Annotated in this window: 23 protein-coding genes and 1 tRNA gene; 22 read left to right on the top strand and 2 right to left on the bottom strand. The window is 51.8% G+C overall.

What is annotated here, in order from left to right; translation table 11 throughout:
* Window positions 1-218: 218 nt before the first annotated feature.
* The 4 genes from MHH28_RS22615 (at window position 219) to MHH28_RS22600 (ending at window position 3,658) form a co-directional block, all read left to right on the top strand.
* Window positions 219-980: a ParA family protein gene (locus MHH28_RS22615; RefSeq protein ID WP_209987398.1), complete on the top strand. Its 762-nt coding sequence runs from the start codon at window positions 219-221 to the stop codon at window positions 978-980.
* Window positions 973-1,815, top strand: a complete 843-nt coding sequence (locus tag MHH28_RS22610; RefSeq protein WP_405105757.1) for a ParB/RepB/Spo0J family partition protein — start codon at window positions 973-975, stop codon at window positions 1,813-1,815. The genes MHH28_RS22615 and MHH28_RS22610 overlap by 8 nt, the downstream gene beginning before the upstream one ends.
* A gap of 93 nt (window positions 1,816-1,908) precedes the next feature.
* Window positions 1,909-3,072: an aminotransferase class V-fold PLP-dependent enzyme gene (locus MHH28_RS22605; protein ID WP_405105756.1), complete on the top strand. Its 1,164-nt coding sequence runs from the start codon at window positions 1,909-1,911 to the stop codon at window positions 3,070-3,072.
* A gap of 85 nt (window positions 3,073-3,157) precedes the next feature.
* Window positions 3,158-3,658 (top strand): DUF4446 family protein, encoded by a 501-nt coding sequence (locus tag MHH28_RS22600; protein ID WP_405105754.1) that lies wholly within the window; start codon window positions 3,158-3,160, stop codon window positions 3,656-3,658.
* Here MHH28_RS22600 and yyaC read toward each other — a convergent pair.
* The gene (gene yyaC / locus MHH28_RS22595) at window positions 3,630-4,238 is read right to left on the bottom strand and encodes a spore protease YyaC (protein WP_405105752.1); all 609 of its coding nucleotides are present in this window, start codon (window positions 4,236-4,238) and stop codon (window positions 3,630-3,632) included. The two genes, MHH28_RS22600 and yyaC, sit on opposite strands and share 29 nt — an antisense overlap.
* Window positions 4,239-4,437: 199 nt before the next feature.
* Between yyaC and MHH28_RS22590 the strand changes: the two genes are divergently transcribed.
* From MHH28_RS22590 to MHH28_RS22575, 4 genes are all read left to right on the top strand, one after another.
* Window positions 4,438-4,710, top strand: coding sequence for a DUF3343 domain-containing protein (locus MHH28_RS22590; protein ID WP_405105750.1), 273 nt, complete (start codon window positions 4,438-4,440; stop codon window positions 4,708-4,710).
* Window positions 4,707-5,741 (top strand): mechanosensitive ion channel family protein, encoded by a 1,035-nt coding sequence (locus tag MHH28_RS22585; RefSeq protein WP_405105748.1) that lies wholly within the window; start codon window positions 4,707-4,709, stop codon window positions 5,739-5,741. Before MHH28_RS22590 ends, MHH28_RS22585 begins: the two co-directional genes overlap by 4 nt.
* Complete coding sequence (locus tag MHH28_RS22580) at window positions 5,741-5,950, top strand: DUF951 domain-containing protein (RefSeq protein WP_405117213.1); 210 nt, start codon at window positions 5,741-5,743, stop codon at window positions 5,948-5,950. The genes MHH28_RS22585 and MHH28_RS22580 overlap by 1 nt, the downstream gene beginning before the upstream one ends.
* Window positions 5,951-6,093: 143 nt before the next feature.
* Window positions 6,094-6,184 (top strand) — tRNA-Ser (locus tag MHH28_RS22575).
* Window positions 6,185-6,638: 454 nt separating this feature from the next.
* Here the strand turns inward: MHH28_RS22575 and MHH28_RS22570 are convergent.
* On the bottom strand, window positions 6,639-6,836 hold the full coding sequence (locus tag MHH28_RS22570; protein WP_405105746.1) for a YjzC family protein: 198 nt from the start codon (window positions 6,834-6,836) through the stop codon (window positions 6,639-6,641).
* Window positions 6,837-7,084: 248 nt separating this feature from the next.
* On the opposite strand from MHH28_RS22570, the gene rpsF reads away from it, so the two are divergent.
* The 14 genes from rpsF (at window position 7,085) to MHH28_RS22500 (ending at window position 21,913) form a co-directional block, all read left to right on the top strand.
* Window positions 7,085-7,369, top strand: a complete 285-nt coding sequence (gene rpsF, locus MHH28_RS22565) for a 30S ribosomal protein S6 (RefSeq protein WP_405105744.1) — start codon at window positions 7,085-7,087, stop codon at window positions 7,367-7,369.
* A 49-nt stretch (window positions 7,370-7,418) separates the two neighbouring features.
* Window positions 7,419-7,934: a single-stranded DNA-binding protein gene (gene ssb / locus MHH28_RS22560; RefSeq protein ID WP_173134671.1), complete on the top strand. Its 516-nt coding sequence runs from the start codon at window positions 7,419-7,421 to the stop codon at window positions 7,932-7,934.
* Between the two features lie 21 nt (window positions 7,935-7,955).
* Complete coding sequence (gene rpsR / locus MHH28_RS22555; protein ID WP_036699837.1) at window positions 7,956-8,228, top strand: 30S ribosomal protein S18; 273 nt, start codon at window positions 7,956-7,958, stop codon at window positions 8,226-8,228.
* A gap of 115 nt (window positions 8,229-8,343) precedes the next feature.
* Window positions 8,344-8,718, top strand: a complete 375-nt coding sequence (locus MHH28_RS22550; RefSeq protein ID WP_405105741.1) for a VOC family protein — start codon at window positions 8,344-8,346, stop codon at window positions 8,716-8,718.
* A gap of 462 nt (window positions 8,719-9,180) precedes the next feature.
* Window positions 9,181-11,142: an endonuclease MutS2 gene (locus tag MHH28_RS22545; protein WP_405105739.1), complete on the top strand. Its 1,962-nt coding sequence runs from the start codon at window positions 9,181-9,183 to the stop codon at window positions 11,140-11,142.
* Window positions 11,143-11,372: 230 nt separating this feature from the next.
* Window positions 11,373-13,094: an oligopeptide ABC transporter substrate-binding protein gene (gene opp4A / locus MHH28_RS22540; RefSeq protein WP_405105737.1), complete on the top strand. Its 1,722-nt coding sequence runs from the start codon at window positions 11,373-11,375 to the stop codon at window positions 13,092-13,094.
* A 395-nt stretch (window positions 13,095-13,489) separates the two neighbouring features.
* The gene (locus tag MHH28_RS22535) at window positions 13,490-14,545 is read left to right on the top strand and encodes an LCP family protein (protein WP_405105735.1); all 1,056 of its coding nucleotides are present in this window, start codon (window positions 13,490-13,492) and stop codon (window positions 14,543-14,545) included.
* Between the two features lie 195 nt (window positions 14,546-14,740).
* On the top strand, window positions 14,741-15,166 hold the full coding sequence (locus MHH28_RS22530) for a CBS domain-containing protein (RefSeq protein ID WP_036728036.1): 426 nt from the start codon (window positions 14,741-14,743) through the stop codon (window positions 15,164-15,166).
* A 194-nt stretch (window positions 15,167-15,360) separates the two neighbouring features.
* Window positions 15,361-15,663 carry a MazG-like family protein gene (locus MHH28_RS22525; RefSeq protein WP_206105356.1) on the top strand — a complete coding sequence of 101 codons (303 nt, stop codon included), beginning with the start codon at window positions 15,361-15,363 and terminating at the stop codon, window positions 15,661-15,663.
* 27 nt (window positions 15,664-15,690) lie between these two features.
* A complete protein-coding gene (locus MHH28_RS22520; protein ID WP_405105733.1) occupies window positions 15,691-16,587 on the top strand; it encodes a DUF2232 domain-containing protein in 897 nt (298 codons plus the stop codon).
* Window positions 16,588-16,598: 11 nt separating this feature from the next.
* Entirely contained in the window at window positions 16,599-18,602 is a 2,004-nt protein-coding gene (locus MHH28_RS22515) for a DHH family phosphoesterase (RefSeq protein WP_405105731.1), read from the top strand.
* Entirely contained in the window at window positions 18,599-19,045 is a 447-nt protein-coding gene (gene rplI / locus MHH28_RS22510) for a 50S ribosomal protein L9 (RefSeq protein WP_405105729.1), read from the top strand. The genes MHH28_RS22515 and rplI overlap by 4 nt, the downstream gene beginning before the upstream one ends.
* Window position 19,046: 1 nt before the next feature.
* Entirely contained in the window at window positions 19,047-20,408 is a 1,362-nt protein-coding gene (gene dnaB, locus MHH28_RS22505) for a replicative DNA helicase (RefSeq protein WP_036699821.1), read from the top strand.
* 218 nt (window positions 20,409-20,626) lie between these two features.
* Window positions 20,627-21,913 (top strand): adenylosuccinate synthase, encoded by a 1,287-nt coding sequence (locus MHH28_RS22500; protein WP_405105726.1) that lies wholly within the window; start codon window positions 20,627-20,629, stop codon window positions 21,911-21,913.
* Window positions 21,914-21,918 lie beyond the last annotated feature (5 nt).

The following is a 21,918-nucleotide window of genomic DNA, read 5'->3' as shown; positions in this document are numbered from 1 at the left end:
AAGGCGGCCGTGGGGTGTTGGCCGCCTTTTCTATGACTAGCTCCGAACGTTATCACACAAACACTCTAAGGATAAGACAAAACTAAGAAATGATAGGTTTCACACGATAACTTATCTGTCTACATCTCCGCAAACGTGATGCCGTAGACCCAGATCATTATGCCGTTAACAGCTAAGAACCACAGATGATTCTTTCTAAACAATTCGAGGTGAAATAAGTGTCCAAGATTATTGCCATAGCAAATCAAAAAGGCGGGGTCGGTAAAACAACAACCTCAGTGAACCTGGGTGCCAGCATGGCTACTCTGGGGAAGAGAGTGCTGCTTGTTGATATTGATCCGCAAGGCAACACTACGAGCGGCGTTGGCGTCAACAAAGCGGATGTAGAAAATTGCATTTATGATATTCTTATTAATGAAGTGAATCCGCAGGAAACGATACAGGAGACCCGGATTGAGGGGCTTCATATTATTCCGGCGACGATTCAATTAGCGGGGGCAGAGATCGAGCTGGTCTCCACGATATCGCGGGAACTGAAGCTGAAGAAGGCACTGAATGCAGTGAAGGCGAATTATGACTACATCATTATAGATTGCCCGCCATCATTAGGAATTCTTACCATTAACTCTCTTACGGCAGCGGATTCAGTGATCATTCCCATTCAATGCGAATATTACGCGCTTGAAGGACTAAGCCAGCTGCTCAATACCGTAAGACTGGTTCAGAAGAATCTTAATCCTCATCTCAAAATAGAGGGAGTATTGCTCACTATGCTTGATGCCCGGACGAATCTGGGGATTCAGGTTATCGAAGAAGTGAAGAAATATTTCCAGGAAAAGGTATACAGAACTATTATTCCGCGTAATGTACGCCTGAGTGAAGCACCTTCACATGGACAGTCCATCATTACTTATGATTCCCGTTCCAAGGGAGCGGAAGTATATTTAGAGTTGGCAAAGGAAGTGATCTCTTATGAGTAAGCGATTAGGAAAAGGCTTGGATGCATTAATACCTTCTCTGTCAATCAATGAGGACGATAAGGTAGTAGAGATTCCGTTGACGCAGTTGAGAGCCAATCCTTATCAGCCGCGCAAGGATTTCAATGAAGAGGCTATCCAGGAGCTTGCAGAATCCATAAGACAGCATGGAGTTATCCAACCGATCATTGTCCGCAGTGTGTTAAAAGGATATGAGATTATTGCCGGGGAACGCAGATTCCGGGCGTCACAGTATTGTGGCAAAGCTACCATTCCTGCAGTAGTACGCAGCCTCAGTGATCAGCAGGTAATGGAGATTGCCCTCATCGAGAACCTGCAGCGTGAGAACCTTAACGCGATGGAAATAGCAGTTGCCTATCAAGGACTGATGGATCAATTCTCGTTGACCCAGGAGGAGCTTTCACTGAAAGTCGGAAAGTCCAGATCGCATATCGCTAACTTTCTGCGGCTGCTTAGTTTACCGGATGAAGTGAAGGATTATGTTTCACGTGGAACAATTTCGATGGGACATGCCCGGGCAATTGTTGCTCTGAAAGATCCGGAGATGATTAAGCAACTGGCCGCACAGTGTGTGGAGCTTCAGTGGAGCGTTAGGGAACTGGAAGAGGTAGTGAAAAATCTCGACCGCAAACCGGCTAACGGAATCAAGGCCAAAGTTGTTAAGCGCGACCCCTATATTGATAACGTTGAGGAAGTATTGCGGGAACGGTTCAAGACAACGGTCAAAATCAAACAAGGTAAAGAAAAAGGGAAAATCGAATTAAACTATTACAGTGCCCAAGACCTGGAAAGACTCTTGGAACTGCTGGGGAACTGATTTGGATATTTGTACCGAAAACATATCCTGAGATATCCTTAATACGGATATGGAGGGGTATGTTTTTTAAATCGGATAAAGGGAGGGTGGAAGATGGAGAGGTTAGTATATCTTGATCATGCAGCTACTTCGTGGCCCAAGCCGCCGGAGGTGGCAGCAGCCATGGTGGAGGCGCTGGAGCAGTCAGGTGCCAATGCCGGGCGGGGCAACCACTCACTGGCTATCGGGACAGGGCGGGTGCTGGTCCGTGCGCGGATGCTGCTGGCAGAGATGTTTGGGATAGCGAATGCCCAGGACATCGCTTTTACCCATAACACAACGATGGGGCTAAATATGGCTATTAAGGGTACACTTCAACCAGGAGATCATGTCGTGTCCACGATGACCGAGCATAACTCTGTGCGCAGACCCTTGGAGTATCTACGCCGCACCCTGGGGATAGAAGTGGATTATATCCAGGCAGACCGTGAGGGACAAATCAATCTTCAGCAGCTTCAGCGTTCTCTGCGCCACAATACCCGGATGGTGATCTGCAATCATAGCTCCAATCTGCTGGGAAGTATTCTGCCGGTGGGGGATATCGGAGATATAGTGAAATCGCATGGGGCTGTGTTCCTGGTGGATGCGGCTCAGAGTGCAGGGGCGCTTGATATTGATGTAGCTGCCATGAATATTGATCTGCTGGCCTTTCCGGGACATAAAGGGCTGCTGGGTCCGCAAGGGACGGGGGGGCTGTATATCTCCCCTGAACTGGATCTGGAGCCCCTGATGCATGGGGGGACAGGCAGCCAGTCGGAGAGTAGTGAACAGCCAAGTGTTCGTCCGGATCGTTATGAGGCTGGAACACAGAATGCCGTCGGAATAGCCGGTCTGCTGGCTGGTGTGAAGGTGGTTAAGGCGCTGGGTGTGGAACAGATTCACCTACAGGAATGGAAGCTGACGCAGCTGTTGATGGAAGGCTTGGCTGCAATTCCGGGCATACGGATGCTTGGTCCGGCGCCGGGGGTTCCGCGCAGCGGAATTGTGTCTTTTGTTGTAAAGGGACAGGAGTCGGCGCAGCTTGCCCACCGCTTGGACCGCGAATACCAGATTGCCGTACGTGCAGGGATGCACTGTACACCGCTGGCCCACCAGGCTGCTGAGACCTTGGATAGCGGAGCGGTGAGGGCTAGTGTGGGAGTGAGTTCCACGGAAGAGGATGTTCAGAGGCTGCTGTCTGCCATGAAAGAAATGTTCGGCGTATCCGGTTCAAGATAGCAAATGGATAAGGATTCAGGTAGATTGTACAGGTCGGTGTCGTTACAGCGGGGAATTCTTATATTCATATAAAGGATGATTTAACATGGCGGAGTTAAATGAAATTATAAGCGGGCAGTTATCGGTGTTCATTATGGGCTTTGCCGGGGTCATCCTGCTCATGGCCATTATAATGACCGTTCAGGGCAGTAAGCTTCGCAAGATGCGGAGCCGGTATGAGGCAATGATGAGCGGGAATGGAATAGAGGATCTGGAGAATCTGCTGGTCAATCTGAAGAATCAGGGGGACATGCTGGAGGAAGCCCAGCAGGAGCAGAAGGTACTGCTTGAAGCTGCACATACCAAAATGCGCGGCATGAAATCGAAGGTGGCGATGAAGCGTTATAATGCCTTTGGCGAACGCGGTAATGACCTGAGTTTCTCGCTTGCCATTCTGGATGACAACCACAGCGGAATTGTGCTGAGCAGTCTGCACAACCGCGAGAACTCATATATCTATGCTAAGCCGATTGAACAGGGAGAGTCTGCGTATGCTCTGTCACCAGAGGAAAAAGAGGTTATTGCTCTCGCGTTGCAGCAGATCTAGAGTGCAGGCTCCATTGCTTCAGGGCAGAGTAGAGGCTGGATGAAATGATATCTGACAAGCGCATGACCAGGCTTAGTCTGGTGTTCTGTAATACGAAATATTCCATGAATCCTCCAACGTTAACGATGCCGGTCAAATGGATGTCGCCAACCGGAGGAAGCTGCTTGTTGACCCCTGCGCCGGGACGCAGAGGACCTTCAACTACCTGGATGCAGCCAACGCTGGTGGACTGGCCGAGGCAGGCATCAATGGCAATGATGAACGGGTTAGCGTGTTTGTGATTCACAAGGGTGAGTGTCTCTTCAAGGTTAATGGCATGTACCGGCTCCTCCAGTGTTCCGTAGAGATGGAACAGCGGGCTATGAAAGCGGGCCAGTGTCGTGCCAACCAGCGGGCCAAGGGAATCGCCGGTAGAGCGGTCCGTGCCCACGCAGATAATGACAATCGGCGTATCGGGACGGGTACGCGAAAAATGGAACAGCAGACGGTGGGTAATGGCAGAATAGATATTGGGGTCCGCATGTGATATTTTTAAACAGGATGGTTCTTGCAGCGGTGAAGCTTTGGAAGAGAAATTCATATAATCGTCCTTTCTGAGGCGGCGACTGCGAATCACGGGAAACATCGGCTGAATACGCGTTCTGGCTGCAAGGCTGCTGATTACGCAAGGCTTTTATCCGCGGTAGCGTGTTCTGATGATCCTAGTATATGGATGGAAGTGGTTTTTTATACTATGGCGGCAATAGATAGGACCAATAGCCCAGGGGGAGGCGTGAAGTGTGGAGGAAGAACTGTTGATAGCCTTTGATTCGACCCAGCAGGCGCTGCGCGCCGAAATGCTGCTTGAATATGCGGAGATTGAAATTGATATCTTCCCTACGCCCAAGGAGATCACTGCCGGCTGTGCGATGTCGATCCAATTCAACCGGAGTGCGCTGGAAGAGGTGCGGGTCATTGTGTCAGAGCAAAGTATAGAGATCCGCGGGATCTACGCCAAAGCCGCTCAGGGAGAGGAGTATATAGAGGTAGGGGGAGAAGGAGGGGTTCGATGAATAACTGGATACTGGAAACAACAGGCACTAAGGCCCTCCAGGATGCAGTGCGCTTCAAGGACAAGATATGGAACTGGTTAACCAATGCGGATATGTGGGCTACCGTGCTGTTTGCCGGAATACGGATTCTCCTGATATTCATCCTGACCCGGGTGATTATCAAAGTAGTCTCGAATGTGATTGACCGCTCGCTGGAACGGGAGACAAGGGGGCGGGCTTTAGTCAATAACAGACGCTTCTCTACGGTAGGCGGACTGATGAAAAATGTTGTTACCTTCATTTGCAATTTCATCATGATTATGATGATTCTGAATGAGTTCAATTTCGATCTGAAGCCGCTGCTGGCCGGAGCCGGGGTGGTCGGGCTGGCTATAGGGTTCGGCGCACAAAGTTTGGTCAAAGATGTGATTACGGGCTTCTTTATTATATTTGAGGATCAGTTTGCAGTAGGGGATGTCATTCAGAGCGGAACCTATAAGGGAACGGTAGAGATGATTGGCCTGAGAACGACCAGGCTATTAAGCGCTACGGGAGAGGTTCACATTATTCCTAATGGAACCATTGTCAATGTGACGAATTATTCGCTGGCGAACGCACTGGCGGTAGTCGATGTTCCGGTCAAAATCGAGCGCGGGCTCGAAGCCACCCTTGCACTGATCGGTGAGGCGCTGCATGGAATCGAGGAGCGGAGCTCCAGTGTCGTTGCCTACCCCAATATTCTGGGCATCCAGTCGATGAGCACCTCGGAGTATGTCATCCGCATAGCAGCCAATTGTCTGCCCAATGCCAGAGATGCTGCCGAACGGCAGATTCAGAATGATATCAAGCATGCGCTGGAGAAGCAGAGCGCCCTGGAGGCGGCTAAGGCCGAGCAGGAGGCGCGTGAGCAGGCGGAGAGGGAGGCAAGAGAGGCTGAAGCAGCACGTGAGCAGGAACGGGCCGAGGAAGCCCGCAGAGCCCGTGAAGAGCAGGAGGCCAGTCCAAGAAGACAGGTGGCTGCTGCACAAGAAGGAGAGAAGGGGGAAGAATGATGGAACGCAAGGTATTCGGGCTGGGTGATATTGTACAGATGAAGAAGCAGCATCCCTGCGGAACGAACGAAATGGAGATTATCCGTATGGGGATGGATATCCGGATCAAGTGCACTGGCTGTCAGCATAGTGTCCTCATTCCCCGCGCTAAATTCGAGAAGAATCTGAAGAAGGTGCTGCAGTCAGCGCAAAGTGGGGAAGAGGATTAACAGGCTTGAAGCAGAGGGTGGACGTTCATTAAATAAGCTTGCGCAGGAAGAAAATGCGAATTAATAATGCTTGCGCAGGAGGCAAAGTGTAATTAATTACGCTTGCAATTGTGTGCTTGGCATGATATGATAATTCTTGCTGCGGAGAGGTACCCAAGAGGCCCAAGGGGGCTGACTCGAAATCAGTTAGGCGTGTCACAGCGTGCGTGGGTTCGAATCCCACCCTCTCCGCCACTTCAGCAATTATATACTTACAACCATTAGCCCTCCGTTATATAACGGAGGCTTTTTTGTGTCTGCATGCAGGAGATTTGAACAATGCCAGAGAGAATATGTATAGGCAACTAAACAGCCGCCGGAAGCAAATAAAGGAATAGCTAATTTCCGTCAGCGTCGGGTTAAGGGCTAAATGCAAAAAGAGAGACCTTCGCAGGTCTCTCTTCCAGAGGCAGTACATCATTGATGTTCGGAAATCTCTGTCTATAGCCACTACTGTGATTGGGTAATGCCAAAGCTGTTACTCCTTTTTACAGAGCCAGCTTAACTCTCCCCGGGTTACGATAGCTGCTGAATTCAGAATCCCTGTGATCGTGTTCGTCTGCGACGTTCAACGGAACCACACCTCTCTTTTGTACTGCCTGGGTCTAGTATGTGCAGTCTTCAGGGTTTTATACCGGACTGCATTAATTTAATGGACGCGGGCTTTCTCGACCTTTTTCCACTTGCGGTTCTGGTTGGTGGTCTCAGGGAAGGTGTCGCCTTTCTCCATGGTGATCCGCTTCGGATGCTGAATCTCCGTATGGAAGCTCCGTGCTTCGCCTACTTCGGTGTAAACGCCCGGGTTAGGGGCTTTGTCGCCCTTTTCGTATTCCGTCTGTTCGCCCATTGGTTAATTACCTCCTGTTATAGAATGATGAAGCTGTTATATTGTGGCCCTGACGATGGCGGATTACTCCGGCGTTCTTACGGAACCCGGCAACAGTATCTTTCTTGGGGTCCAGCATCTGGTACGTATGAATAAGACTTGCAATCATCTGCCGGATTTGGTATATTGATTTGGTGCGAGTCTATGTTTGTGCTCGTTCCTTGCTCCTGACCTGATCAGGGGCCGCAGACCATAAGGAGGTGAAAATTATGCGCAAATATGAAGTCATGTACATTATTCGTCCTGACATTGAACAAGAAGCCGTTCAAGCAGCAGTCGAAAAATTCCAAGGCATCATCTCCAACGGCGGAGAAATTACAAAGCACGATGTGCAAGGTAAACGCCGTCTTGCGTATGAGATCAAGAAACATCGTGATGGCGTTTTTGTTTTGGTTAACTTTACTGCAGAACCTGCAGTTGTTACTGAACTTGAGCGTATCATGAAGATTTCCGACGAAGTAATTCGTTATCTCATTACGAACGACGTTGCCTAAGATATTGACAAGCTTTGTAACGAATCGCGCTATTAAGGAGGGGACCTAATTGTTGAACCGTATCATTCTGATCGGTCGGTTGACCCGTGACCCGGAACTTCGTTATACTCCTGCTGGTGTTGCCGTAACACAGTTTACGCTTGCCGTAGACCGTAACTTTACGGGCCAGAATGGTGAACGTGAAGCGGACTTTATCCCGGTAGTAACCTGGAGACAGCTGGCTGAGACCTGTGCCAATTATTTGCGCAAAGGAAGACTGGCAGCCGTAGAAGGACGCATCCAAGTACGGAATTACGAGAATAACGAAGGCAAACGTGTATACGTTACTGAAGTTATTGCCGATAATGTCCGTTTCCTGGAATCCGCGCAGAGCCGTGAAGGCGGAAATGCCTCAAGTGGTGGAAGTATGCCTGAAGAGCCTGCCTTAGGTGGCGGCGGTAACGGTGGGAACAGTGCTCGCGGAAATGGAAATAACAATAATTTCTCGCGTAACAACAATACCCAAGATCCTTTTTCGGGCGATGGAAAACCGATCGATATATCGGACGATGATTTGCCATTTTAATAAGGAAGGACTGAACTGAACATGGCTTTCAAACCAAGAGAAGGTGCGGACAACGACAAAAGACCGGCACGTCGTGGTGGACGCAACAAGCGTAAAAAGGTGTGCTATTTCACTGTGAACAAGATTACTCACATTGATTATAAAGACACTGAGCTTCTTAAGAAGTTCATCAGCGAACGCGGAAAGATTTTGCCGCGTCGTGTAACAGGTACAAGTGCAAAATACCAACGCGCTCTGACTATTGCTGTAAAGCGCTCGCGTCAAATCGCGCTGCTGCCTTACACAACAGAATAGGACGTTTTATGAAGCAGCCGGCTAAGCCGGCTGCTTTTTTTGTTGCTCAGTGTATGTAATATATAATAGCTGCAGAAATTAAGCTGCCAGCCATATCCAAGTGGAGGAATGACAAATGATCAGTGCAAGCCCGTACATTATTATTGAGAACGTGCAGGAGTCTGTGGAGTACTACAAAAGCGTTTTTGGAGGAGAAATAAAGGTGCTGAATGAGCATAAGGGAAAGCTGCTGCATGCTGAGCTGCACCTCGGACAGACAATGATTCATTTCTCCGATGACTACGGAAAGGGTGCAAAGACTGAGAATGTCAGTGTTATTCTCGGGCTGGACAATGAAGATGAGATGAAGGCGATCTATGACAAGCTTGTCTCCGACGGCGGGCAAGTTAAGGTAGAGCTGCAGAAAACCTTCTTCGGCGCTCTTCATGGACAGGTTGCTGATAGCAAGAATGGAATTACCTGGGTGATGAATTGCTTTACCCGCAATTGACAAACAGCTTCCAGTTGTAGTAAATTACAGGTATCCTATAACTAAAGGGGAAATTTTGATGTTGGTGAGCGTTCTTAACTAAGCAATTTCATATCGTTCCGGCTGTTAGCCGCCGTATGCTCTGAGATAGGTGGGGGCATGTCTTGTTAGAGTCTGTCCCGGTGACGTCTCTGGCTGAATGGACTGCGGGCTGCAGGAATGAATGATTTAGTTAAGAACACACGCGAAGCGTCATGATGGCCTCTTGATCGGCTATTGTTCTCTTTGTGATTAACCGTGCTCTTTGCAGCACGGTTTTTTCTGTTTTCAGGAGCATTCCCGTAGAACGGGTGGGTTCCCTGAAGCCAAAGAGGAGAAGCAGCAGCAAAAAGAGGGCGAAGACTGCCGTGGTGGCGGTTCTTCGCCCTCTTTTTGTATGGGAATAGGTATCTAAATTTACTTGTATACAAGGAGGAACTCAAATTGAATCTGCAGAGTCTGCACACATTGGAATATGAGACAATTAAGCAGGAATTGATGCGTCATGCGGTATCTTATGAAGGAAGAAGGTATGTCAGTGAGCTGGAGCCGATGATCTATCTCCCGGCGATACACCGGGCACTCGGGGAGGCGCAGGAAGCGAAGGAGCTGCTGGAGCGCGGAGCCAGTGTGCCGATTCCCTCTCTGGAGGGCATTGAATGGGTGCTGTCGCTGCTCGGGACCGGCTATATGTATAATGAGCAGGATTTCACCGCAGTCTCGCTGTTTCTGCACAGCTGCGGACAGCTCAGGAAGTACATGGCCGCCAAGGAGCAGATTGCACCGCGTATCGCGGCTTACGGGGCATCGCTGCAGGAGCTGAAGGGGGTACGGGACGAGATTGAACGGTGTATCCGGCTGGGGGTCATTGATGACCAGGCCAGCAAAGGGCTGGAGCGGGTACGCAAACGGCTGGCGGTGGCCAAGGAGCGCCTGCACCGGAAGCTGGAGGGCATCATGAGCCGCCACAAATCCATTTTGCAGGAAAGTCTGGTCAGTATGCGCGGCGGCCGGTATGTGATTCCGGTGAAACGGGAGTACCATAAGCAAATTAGGGGCTCGGTGCTGGACCAGTCCACCAGCGGCCAGACGGTATTCGTGGAGCCGGATGAGGTGGCCTCGCTCCAGGGAGAGATCGAGCTGCTTACTGCCGATGAAGCCCGTGAGGAAGGAATCATCCTGAGTATGCTGACAGGGCTGCTAGAGCAGGAGCAGGCTGCCCTCCGGCTCAATATCGAGGTGACAGGCCGGTATGATTTTATTTTCGCCAAAGGGAAGATTGCCCGGGTTATGGACGCGGGGCCGGTCGCTCTGAACGAACGCGGTTATCTGAGGATGAATGGAGGCCGTCATCCGCTGCTGAAGGAGATGGTGCCGGTCAGTCTGGAACTGGGCCAGGGGTATCAATCGCTGATCATAACCGGGCCGAACACAGGCGGCAAGACGGTTGTGCTCAAAACCTTGGGTCTGCTCGTATTAATGGCACAGTCCGGCCTGCTGGTACCGGCTGCTCCCGGCAGTGATTTCCCTGTCTTCACCAATGTAATGAGCGTAATCGGAGACGGACAGAGCCTGACACAGTCTCTGAGTACCTTCTCGGCGCAGATGAAGAGTATCGAAGGCATGCTCTATGATGCCGGCAGAGGCGTGCTGCTGCTGATCGATGAGCTGGCAGCCGGCACAGACCCCGGCGAAGGGTTCGCGCTGTCTATCGCGATTCTGGAGGAGCTGAACCGGAAGGGGGCCAATATCGTTGTAACGACCCACTTCAATGAGCTGAAGGCCTTCGCGGCGGCAACGGCAGGCTTCGAGAATGCGCGGATGGAGTTCGATCGGAACACATTGCAGCCGCTATATAAGCTAACCATTGGCGAGGCTGGCGAGAGCTATGCGCTGCAGATCGCCGAGAAGCTGGGCATTGTCCGTTCCGTCATTGAGCGGGCAAAACAGCTCGTTACAGAGCAGCAGGGGCACAGAGGCGGCCACAGCCCGTGGAAGGACGCTATAAGGGATGCTCAGAGGGCCAAAGCTGCCGAAGCTCAAATACCCCCAGGAGCGGACAGAACGGTTAACGGTGAGCAGGGGAACGGTAGCGCGCAGGAGGCGAATGCTCTGAAGCCTGAATTTGCGGTGGGGGATGCCGTCTATGTCAGCTCACTGGGGCGCAGGGGAATTGTCTATGAGAAGAAGGACAGCCGGGGGATGGTTGGAGTGATGATCCAGAAGCAGAAGCTGAGCATTAACCATAAGCGGCTGAAGCCTTATCTGTCCAAGGAGGAGCTGTATCCGGAGGATTATGATTTTGATATTATTTTTGAGAGCAAGGAGACCCGGAAGAAGCGTAAGCTGATGCGGAAAAAGCATGTGGAGGGCCTGAGCATCATCCATCCCGGAGAGGAAAATTAAGGTGAGGCTGTACCCGGAGTCTGCCCGTCAGGGCAGGCTTTTTTCAACATCTGACCGGGTTTTGGCTGAACTGAAATAAATTAAAGACTTCACTTTACAGTGAATATTGTATATCCTCTATAATGTGGAATAATTATTTGTCCATAATCTGCATAATAGGCATTACAGTAAAATCTAGTGTAGAAACCGCTTACATTACTGTGTGAACCCACCCGGGAGGGAAGAAATATATGTCAAATCGACTCATCGGCAGACTGATGCTACCACTTGCTCTCTTGGTGGCATTGTCGGCATGCAACGGGCCAAGCCCGGCCGTCAAGAATGTGGTGGCGCACTTTAGCCAAACAGCCGATGAACCCATTACAGGCGGGACTGTGACCTTCGGGTACCCGTCCGCTTTTCAAGGTATTTTTGAACCGGCCTTCTTCGAAGGGGAAGATGATGCCAATGTGCTGGAGTTCACCACCGAGGCCATGTTCACTGTGAAAGATGATTTGTCCACCGCTCCGAACATCGCGAGCTGGCAGGAGTCTGAGGATCATACGGTGTTCACGTTCACCATTAAGCCCGGAGTCCGCTGGCATAACGGGGATGAGCTGACGGTCGAGGATTGGAAATTTGCTCTGGAGACGATCGCCAGCCCGGAGTACACGGGCTCCAGATACTATAGCGTGGAGATGATCAAGGGAGCAGAAGCGTATCACCAGGGCCAGGCGAAGGAAATTACGGGGCTTAAGGTGATGGACCCGTATACGCTGCGCATTACAATGAATTCGGCGCGGGTGAATGTGATTGACAATCTGTGGGCCTACCCGATGAACAAGCGGTACTTCGAGGGCGTAGCCGTCAAGGACATGATGGACAGCGATCAGGTGCGCAAGCGGCCGATCGGCACCGGTCCGTTCATGGTAACCGGCATTGTGCCGGGCCAGACAGTGGAAATGAAACGCTTCGATCATTATTACAAGGGCGGGGCACTTCTGGACGGGATCACGTACAAGGCAATCGACAGCCAGGACATCACTGCTCTGCTTGAAGCAGGGACGGTCGATATGATGACTTTGCCGCGTGATGCCTATGAGGCCGCAGGCCAATTGGATAATGTGGAGATTATGGTAACACCGGGACTGTCGTTCGAATATATCGGCTTTAAGTTCGGGCACTGGGATGAGGCGGCCGGCCAAGTGGTGATGGATAATCCTAAGTTCCGGGATAAAAGGCTGCGTAAGGCCATGTATTATGCACTTGACCGGCAAGGAATCATTGATAAGTATTCCTATGGCCTGGGGACGCTTATCGAGACGCCGGTTCCCAGCTCCAGCTGGGCCAAGATAGCGGACGAGGAGATTGACACTTATCCCTATCTTCCGGAAAAGGCGGAACAGCTCCTGGATGAGGCCGGATATCTGGATGTTGACGGGGATGAACTCCGCGAAGATCCCAGCGGCAAGAAGTTTGTGATTCATTATGATGCGATGAGCGGCAGCAAAACGGCTGAGGCGCGGACAGAGGCCATTCTCCAGAATTGGCGTGATGTCGGGCTGGATGTACGGCTCAGCGGCGGAAGCCTGAAGGAGCTGAATACCTTCTATGAAGCGGTGGAATCCGATGATCCGTCGGTGGAGCTGTTCAACGGAGTATGGGGACTGGCCAGCGACCCTGATCCTACGGGCTTATGGCGGGCTACCGATTCGTGGAATTATCCCCGGTGGACCTCGAAGCGCAGTGAGGACCTGATCCGGGACGGGGTCAGCCTGAAGGCCTACGATAAGGATTTCCGCAAAGAGATCTATTATGAATGGCAGAAGCTGATTAATGATGAGGTTCCGATGATCTTTTTTGCAGAACGCTCGAATATTACTGCCGTGAATAAGCGCCTGCAGGGGGTAACAACGAATGCCTTAAGCAATATCCTCGATCCGCAGAGCTGGTGGATTAAGGATACGGAATAGGCTTGGGAGGATGGTCTGATCTGCTGCGCTAGGCGGCTGAACAGACTGTCTTTTTTTACTTTTTTGCCTCAAAAAAAATCAAAACGGCGTTTGCTGCGTCATATACATTATGGAAGATAAGCGGCCTGGATGCCGATGTTGTCGTTATTTGTTGTTTCTTTTTAGTTGTGAAGTGATTACAATAGAAATATTGTTTATGTGTCAAAGCCGTTTTCCAGGTTTATTCTACAATTAGAACGACCCGAATCCCGGAAAGGGGGAATAATACCATCTGAAGCAGGGCGGCGTACAGCAGCAAGAACAGCCCACCCATGACTGTCCTGGAAGCCCAGGCGGCCATTGTAAATAGATTAAAGCCCTAATATATACATTCCAACATAAAGAAGGAATCAAAAATGATGAAAAAGATTAAAAAAATAAAGAAAAGATACATTGCACTCATTCTGGTACTGGTGATTGCCGCCGGAGCGTTTCTGTTTCAGAAGCCGCTGGCTGTGCTGGCCTTTGACCTCTTTTTGTCCGATCAGGTTGAGACCAAGCTGGCAAATGAATCCTATCAGCCCCTGGACCAGGATAAGAACCAGACTACTACCACTACAGTAAAAGCCGAGCCTGTGGTATACAAAAGCGACCCGTTCTCTCTGATGCTTCTGGGTACAGACCAGCGGCGCAATGAAGTCGCACGCTCAGATACCATGATGTTTGCGGTGATCCGGCCGGAGGATTACAAGATTCTGCTGATCTCCATTCCCCGGGATACCTACACGGAAATCATCGGACATAACGGTAACAAGAAGGATAAGATTACGCATGCTTATGCATTCGGCGGCCAGCAAATGTCCAAGGATACGCTGGAAGCGCTGCTCGGCCATGATATTCAGTATTACGCCACGATTAACTTCCAGGGGCTGAAGGATGCCGTGGATGCCATCGGTGGGGTTCCGCTTCCGATCAAGAAGGATATCGTTAACAAGGGCGCAGATCATGAGAAATTCACGATCAAGGCCAACAAGTCGAACTACAACGGGCAAGAGGCGCTCAACTATACGCGTTACCGTGAGGACAGCGACTTCAACCGGACCAAACGCCAACAGGTCTTTATTGATGTCGTGGCGAATAAAATGTTATCGATCAGCCAAATCGGCAATATCCCTGAACTGCTGGACATTATGGGCGAGAACTTCAAAACGGATATTCAGCCCTCGATGATCATCAGTCTGGCCAAGAAGTTCATGGGCGGCAAGGATATGGACATCTCCAGCTTCACGGTGATGGGGGAAGGCAAACGCATCGGCGGGGTCTACTACGACATTGTGAACGAGGAAGATCTGGATAAGGCCAGAGCCCTGATTGACAACTGGATGAATGCCAGTACACCGGTTGATCAGCTCATTGAACCAGGCAAAGCCGTGAATGCGCTGGAGCCTTCGGCTACACCCGCAGTTCAGTAAAGATGAACCCGGCGGTTCTTGTCCGCCATAAAAAAACAGCAGCCATTCCTGTGAGGTTAATGGCTGCTGTTTACTGTCTTCATGCTATAATGGAATGGAACTAATTGCTGCGGGCAGGCGTATAAACTACGGTGGGCTTTAATGCAAGGAAGGTAGAGTAGCATTCCTTCGGAATTCTTTGAGGAGGATCAAGAGATGAACATTGCGTTTTTTTTACTTCCGAAGCAGGAGGTTGCCTGCGTTACGATGGATTCGACGCTGCGCCAGACCCTGGAACGGATGGAGTTTCACCGCTATACGGCAGTGCCGATTCTGAACCGGAACGGGGAGTATGCCGGAACGGTTACAGAAGGTGATTTGCTCTGGTATATGAAGGAGTCGGGCGGCGCGGTTACTTTTGAGAATGCTTCCAAATTTCTGCTGAAGGATGTCCCGCTGCGGATGAACAATCTGGCGGTCTCGATTGATGCGGATATGGAGGATCTGATTAATTTGGCCAAGGTGCAGAACTTTGTACCGGTGGTCGACGACATGAAGCGGTTCATCGGGATTGTACGCCGGAGCCAGATTATTGAATATTGCGAGAAATTTGTCTCACGGCAATCGCTCGAATCGTTATAAGGAACCAAGGCCTGTATTTCCGGCGAAACGGAATGCGGGCCTTTTTTGAAAGACGGGAATGGAGTAATAAACCGGGCTAAAGCCTCACTGCATGGGGCTATATTCGGGGGCGGCAGGCGTCCGTGTGGCTCGGAAATTTTTATGCTATAATGGAGAATAATGCTTTTTGCCGGAGGTAGAGGACAGTGCCCAATGTGCCGAAGGATCTGGATGTGGCCAAACGCGCCAAGGTAATCGAGTGGTTAAAGACGGAAGTAATTGATCAAGTGTCAAGGTTATTCAAAGCGCTGTGGGAAGGCAGTACCGCGCGTGTCGGCGACAGCCTGGCCAGCCTGATTATGAGCTCTTACATACTGGGGCGCAGACTCGGCATCCCTTATCGCGAGCTGGATGATTTACTGCTGGAGAAGCTGAGAAAGCACAGGCAGGAGGGCCATCAGCTCGAAGAATGGTACCAGGATATATCTGCATTAGAAGAACATATGCGTAAGAGGTGAATACTGTTGAAATTTCGCTGGACATCTGTGGCTTGGAGCATAGCTTATCTGTTGCTGCTGTTATCCCTGTCAACCCCGTTGCTACTAATTACAACATTCTTTATGATTATTCCGGCCATTGTGCTATTCACCACCCTTAACACCAAGCAGTTCATTCTGCATCTGTTACCGGTCCTGCTGATTGTGGGCCTGATTACCCCGATGTATATTCTGATTGCGGCTTATTTCCTGATTCCTGCGCTTGTGATGGGACGATGGTACAAGAAGCGTGCTTCAGCGGTCTCTACACTGGTTGCCGGCTTGATCGCAATACTGGCTGAATTCCTGCTGATCCTGCTGATCAGTACGGCGTTCCTTAAGTTCAACTTATACGACTATGTCTATGATGTCTTGCAGACCTATACGGACTGGCTGGCAAGTATGGGGGCCAGTAATCCGTTGCTGTCCGAGATCGCCATCTCCTCCGATCAGATTGGCCAGATGAGCTGGCTGACGATCCAGGCGATTCCGATGACGCTGATCCTCAGTGCCTTCGTGATTGCTGTCATTACCCATTCCATTGTCCGTCCTATTCTGAACAGTATGGGATATGCGGTACCCAAGATGAGGCCGGCGCGGGAATGGAGACTGGCCAGATCGTTCATCTGGTATTATCTGCTTGGCGTGGTGCTCAGCCTGCTGTTCGGCGGTGGAGACAGCGGCTTCATGCTGATGGTCTCGGCCAATCTGCTGCCGCTGCTGCAGATTGCGTTCAAGATCCAGACCATCGGCTTCCTCTTCTTCCTGGTGTATGAACGGAAGTGGAGCAAGATCATCGCCCTTCTGCTGGCGATCCCTGTGATTGCTCTGCCGGGATTCTGGATTATTGGTGTGGTGGATCTGGCGTTTCCGCTGCGGGAGCTTGTGAAGAAATCGAAACGATAGGGTGAGGGCTCATGCCAAAATTTCTGCAAAGACGCTGGCACGGCTATCATACCGTGTGGGCGTTCTTACTGCTGCTGGTCCTGATTATAGTAGTCAGTATCTATAACTGGGTCCTCGGTGTTGCCAGTCTCTTCCTGGCCGGCACATTGTGTTTCACCATGCTGCAGGCCGAGCTGTCGTTCCGCCGCAACCTTGTAGATTATATCAACGGCCTGTCCTTCCGCATCAAGCGGGTGGAAGGGGAGGCTGTAAGCATGCTTCCGCTCGGAATCATCCTCTACAGTGAAGACCGTGCGGTGGAATGGCATAACCGCAACGCCGGCCAGATCTTCTCCCGCAAGTCTCTTGTGGGTGAGGATATGCAGGAGCTGATGCCGGAGGTGATAGCATCGCTGCAGAATCAGCCGTCCAAGCGGGAACCGGTTAAGGAAGGGGTATTGAAGGAGCACCGCCATGAGCTTACGGTCGATGACCGTTATTATGAGGTCGTGGTGATTCCAAGCGAACGCCTGCTGTATCTATTCGATATTACCGAGCTTGTTGTGCTGCGTGAGCGGTATGAGGAAGAGAAGCTGGCCATCGGAATTGTCATGATGGATAATCTGGATGAAGCCGCCCAGGGTATGGATGATCAGCAGCGCACTTCGCTGATTGCCAAGGTAGCCAGTGAGATTACCGAGTGGAGCAAGCAGTTCGAGGTCTATCTGCGCAGGTTGTCTTCCGAGCGGTACCTCATGCTGCTGAATCACCGCAGCCTTCAAGCCCTGGAGGAGAGCAGGTTCGTGGTGCTGGATGAGGTCCGCGAGATGACGGCCGATCTCAAGGTGCCGATGACGTTGAGCATAGGCCTGGCCTACGGCTCTGAATCGGCCAGTGAGCTGGGAGCGCTTGCCCAGTCGAGTCTGGACATGGCGCTTGGCAGAGGCGGGGACCAGGCCGCTGTGAAGGCGGGCCAGCGTCTCTCCTTCTACGGCGGCAAGAGCAATGCCGCAGAGAAACGCACCCGCGTCCGGGCGCGCGTAATTGCCCATGCTCTGCGGGATCTGATGCAGGAGAGCGACCGGGTGCTGATTATGGGGCACCGGATACCGGATATCGATGCGGTAGGGGCGGCGATCGGGCTGCTCAAGGCGGCACAGATGTACAATGTGGAAGCCAGCATTGTGATGGAGACGCCGAATCCTTCGATCACCCGGATGATGGAGGAGATCCGCAAGGATGAGGCGCTCTACAAGAGCTTCGTCACCACAGAGCAGGCGCTCCAGATGATGACGGAGCATACGCTGCTGATTGTAGTGGATACGCATAAGGCCTCCATGACGATGGAACCGAGACTGGTGCAGTCTGCCAGCCGGATTGTAGTGGTTGACCATCACCGACGGGGTGAGGAATTCATCAATGACGCAGTACTCGTGTATCTGGAGCCGTATGCATCCTCGACCTGTGAGCTGGTGACGGAGCTGCTGCAATATATTCATGACAAGATTAAGCTCAGTCCGCTGGAGGCCACGATGCTGCTGGCCGGGATCACGGTCGATACGAAGCATTTCGCGCTGCACACAGGGTCGCGGACCTTCGAGGCCGCCGGGTTCCTGCGCCGGGTCGGGGCGGATACGATTCTCATCCAGCGTATGCTGAAGGAGGATCTGCAGGAGTACATCTCGAAGGCGGAGATCATCAAGCATGCGCGTATGGTGTATGACCAGATCGCGCTGGTGGTCACACAGCCCGGGATGAAGATCCCCCAGCTGCTGATCGCCCAGACGGCGGATACACTGCTGGGGATGACGAATGTGGTGGCGTCCTTCGTCATCAGCGAGCGTCCGGACGGCCTGATCGGCATCAGCGCCCGTTCTCTGGGCCGGATGAATGTGCAGGTGGTCATGGAGAAGCTGGGCGGCGGCGGACATCTGTCCAACGCGGCTGTACAGCTTGACGGAACAACGAAGGAAGCGGAAGCCAGACTGCTTGCAGTGCTGGCCGAAATTGAAGCGAAAGAGGGGTTATTTGAATGAAGGTCATATTCTTGAAGGATGTTAAGGGGCAAGGTAAGAAGGGGCAGGTTAAAGAGGTATCGGAAGGCTATGCAGCCAATTTCCTGCTTCCGCGCGGGCTGGTTCGTCCGGCTACAGACGGCAATGTGAAGACGCTGGAGAACCAGGCGGCAGCCGAACAGCGCCGCAAGGACCAGGAGAAGGAGGAAGCGGTACAGCTGGGCAAGAAGCTGGATGAGCTGACCCTGACCCTGAAGGCCAAAGCGGGTGAAGGCGGCCGTCTGTTCGGCGCCATCACCAGCAAGCAGATCGGAGAGACCCTGGCAGCTACCCAAGGAATCGTAATCGACAAGCGCAAAATAGAGCTGAGCGATTCGATCCGCCATGTTGGCACGTTCCAGGTAACGGTAAAGCTGCATACTGATGTAAAGGCTAACCTCACGGTTCAGGTAACGGAGGAGTAGGATGGGTGGAGATCTCTTTTTCGATCGGGTTCCCCCGCAGAATCTGGAGGCAGAACAGGCCGTACTGGGTGCAGTTCTACTGTCGGATGAGGCGCTGATTACCGCGATGGAGCGGGTGAATACCGAAGACTTCTACGACAAACCGCATCAGATGATATTTGAGGCGATGGTGCAGCTCGGAGAAGAGAGCCAGCCGATTGATCTGATTACATTGACTTCCCGGCTCCAGGATAAAGGGGAGCTTGAGGATATCGGCGGGGTCAGCTATCTGGCGAAGCTGGCACATGCGGTGCCGACTGCGGCCAACGTCGATTACTATGCCCAGATTATTGAAGAGAAGGCGATGCTGCGGCGGCTGATCCGAACAGCCACGCAGATTGTCAGCGAAGGTTATACCGGCGGCGAAGATGTGGGCATTATGCTGAGTGACGCCGAGCGGCGGATCCTGGAGATCTCGAACCGCCGCAGCGGCAGCGGGTTCATTGCCATCCGCGATGTGCTGATGCAGGTGTTCGACCGGGTGGAGCTGCTCCATCAGAATAAGGGCGGAACCTCGGGAATTCCGACCGGCTTCGTTGATCTGGACCATATGACGAACGGTTTCCAGCGCAATGACTTAATTATTGTGGCGGCCCGTCCTTCCGTCGGGAAGACGGCCTTCGCCCTGAATATCGCGCAGAATGTGGCGGTCCGGGCGAAGGAGACGGTAGCCATCTTCAGTCTGGAAATGTCGGCACCCCAGCTGGTTCAGCGTATGATCTGTGCAGAGGCCAACCTGGATGCCAATATTATGCGTACCGGTGATTTCAAGAGCGATGATGACTGGTCTAAGCTCACGATGGGCATCCAGTCGCTATCCGAGTCCGAAATCTATATTGACGACACTCCGGGCATTACGGTGACCGATATCCGGGCGAAATGCCGCCGGCTGAAGAAGGAAAAGGGACTCGGAATGATAGTCATCGACTACCTGCAGCTGATCCAGGGCCGGGGCAAGGCCGGAGAGAACCGCCAGCAGGAGGTATCGGAAATCTCCCGTACCCTGAAGCAGATCGCCCGTGAGCTTGATGTTCCCGTCATTGCCCTGTCCCAGCTCAGCCGCGGTGTGGAGCAGCGCCAGGACAAACGGCCGATGATGAGTGACCTTCGTGAATCAGGCTCGATTGAGCAGGATGCTGATATCGTCGCGTTCCTGTATCGTGATGATTATTACAATCAGGATACCGAGAAGAAGAATATTATCGAAATTATTATCGCCAAGCAGCGTAACGGTCCGGTAGGGACAGTGGAGCTTGTGTTCCTCAAGAACTTTAACAAGTTCGTTAACTACGAGCGCGCCCACGCAGAACCGTTCGCAGGCTAAGCGGAATTCACACAATACACGAACGATCGCATATATTAATCTGTGATCGTTCGTTTTTATTTGACTTTAAAAAGTGCCGCTGTTACACTGATTATTGTGCTTTGGCGGCCTGCCGCCTGGTGTCCGGAGGGCTGCGTACAAGATGAAGCGCGTACAGGGCTCCTATTATTATAATTGGAAAAATAATGGTGCTTGCTAGCACCTACGGAGGAATGAACATGTCAACGGTAGTCGTCGTGGGAACACAATGGGGAGACGAAGGCAAAGGGAAGATCACGGATTTTCTGGCGGAAAGTGCAGATGTGGTCGCCCGGTATCAAGGGGGTAACAATGCCGGTCACACGATTCTGATTGACGGAAAGAAGTTCAAGCTGAGCTTGATTCCATCGGGTGTATTTTATAAAGAGAAGACTTGTGTTATCGGCAACGGAATGGTCATTAACCCGGAAGCGCTGATCCAAGAAATTAATTATATTCATGAGAATGGCTTTGATACGAAGAATCTGGTCATCAGCGATCGCGCCCATGTCATTATGCCTTATCATATGCTGCTGGATGCGCTTGAGGAAGACCGCAAAGGACCGAACAAAATCGGTACAACACGCAAGGGAATCGGCCCGTGCTATATGGATAAGGCTGCCCGTAACGGCATCCGGATTGCCGATCTGATGGACGCTGAGGAATTCGAGCTGAGACTTCGTCCGCTGATGGAAGAGAAGAACCAGGTCATTACTCAGGTATACGGGGCAGAGGCGCTGGATGTGGAAGAGATTCTAGCGAAATATCTGGAGTATGCAGAAGTGCTGCGCGGCTATGTAACCGATACTTCGGTGGTGCTGAATGATGCGATTGATGCGGAGTCCAGAGTATTGTTCGAAGGCGCTCAGGGCGTTATGCTGGATATCGACCAAGGAACTTATCCGTTCGTTACTTCATCGAATCCTTCGGCTGGCGGCGTCTGCATCGGCTCGGGCGTAGGACCGTCGAAGATCAAGCAGGTTATCGGTGTGGCGAAGTCTTATACCACCCGTGTGGGTGACGGCCCGTTCCCTACAGAGCTGAACGATGCTACCGGCGATTATATCCGTGAGACCGGACATGAGTACGGTACAGTAACCGGACGCGCCCGCCGTGTGGGCTGGTTCGACAGTGTGGTGGTGCGTCATGCCCGCCGCGTCAGCGGAATTACCGGCCTGTCGCTGAACTCGCTGGACGTACTGAGCGGTCTTGAGACGGTGAAGATCTGCACCGGCTACAAGTACCGTGGAGATATTATCACCCATTACCCGGCGAGCCTGAAAATGCTGGCTGAATGTGAAGCGGTCTACGAGGAGCTTCCAGGCTGGAGTGAGGACATCACTGCGGCGAAGACGCTGGAGGATCTGCCGGCCAACACACGCAAATACGTGGAACGTGTATCGGAGCTGACGGGGATTCCGATCTCAATCTTCTCCGTGGGCCGCAACCGCGAACAGACCAACCAAGTGCTGCCCATCTATATCTAGACTCC

The organism is Paenibacillus sp. FSL K6-1217 (genome assembly GCF_045040735.1).
Lineage (GTDB): Bacteria > Bacillota > Bacilli > Paenibacillales > Paenibacillaceae > Paenibacillus_AQ.
This window is presented reverse-complemented; position numbering and strand designations above follow the sequence as displayed.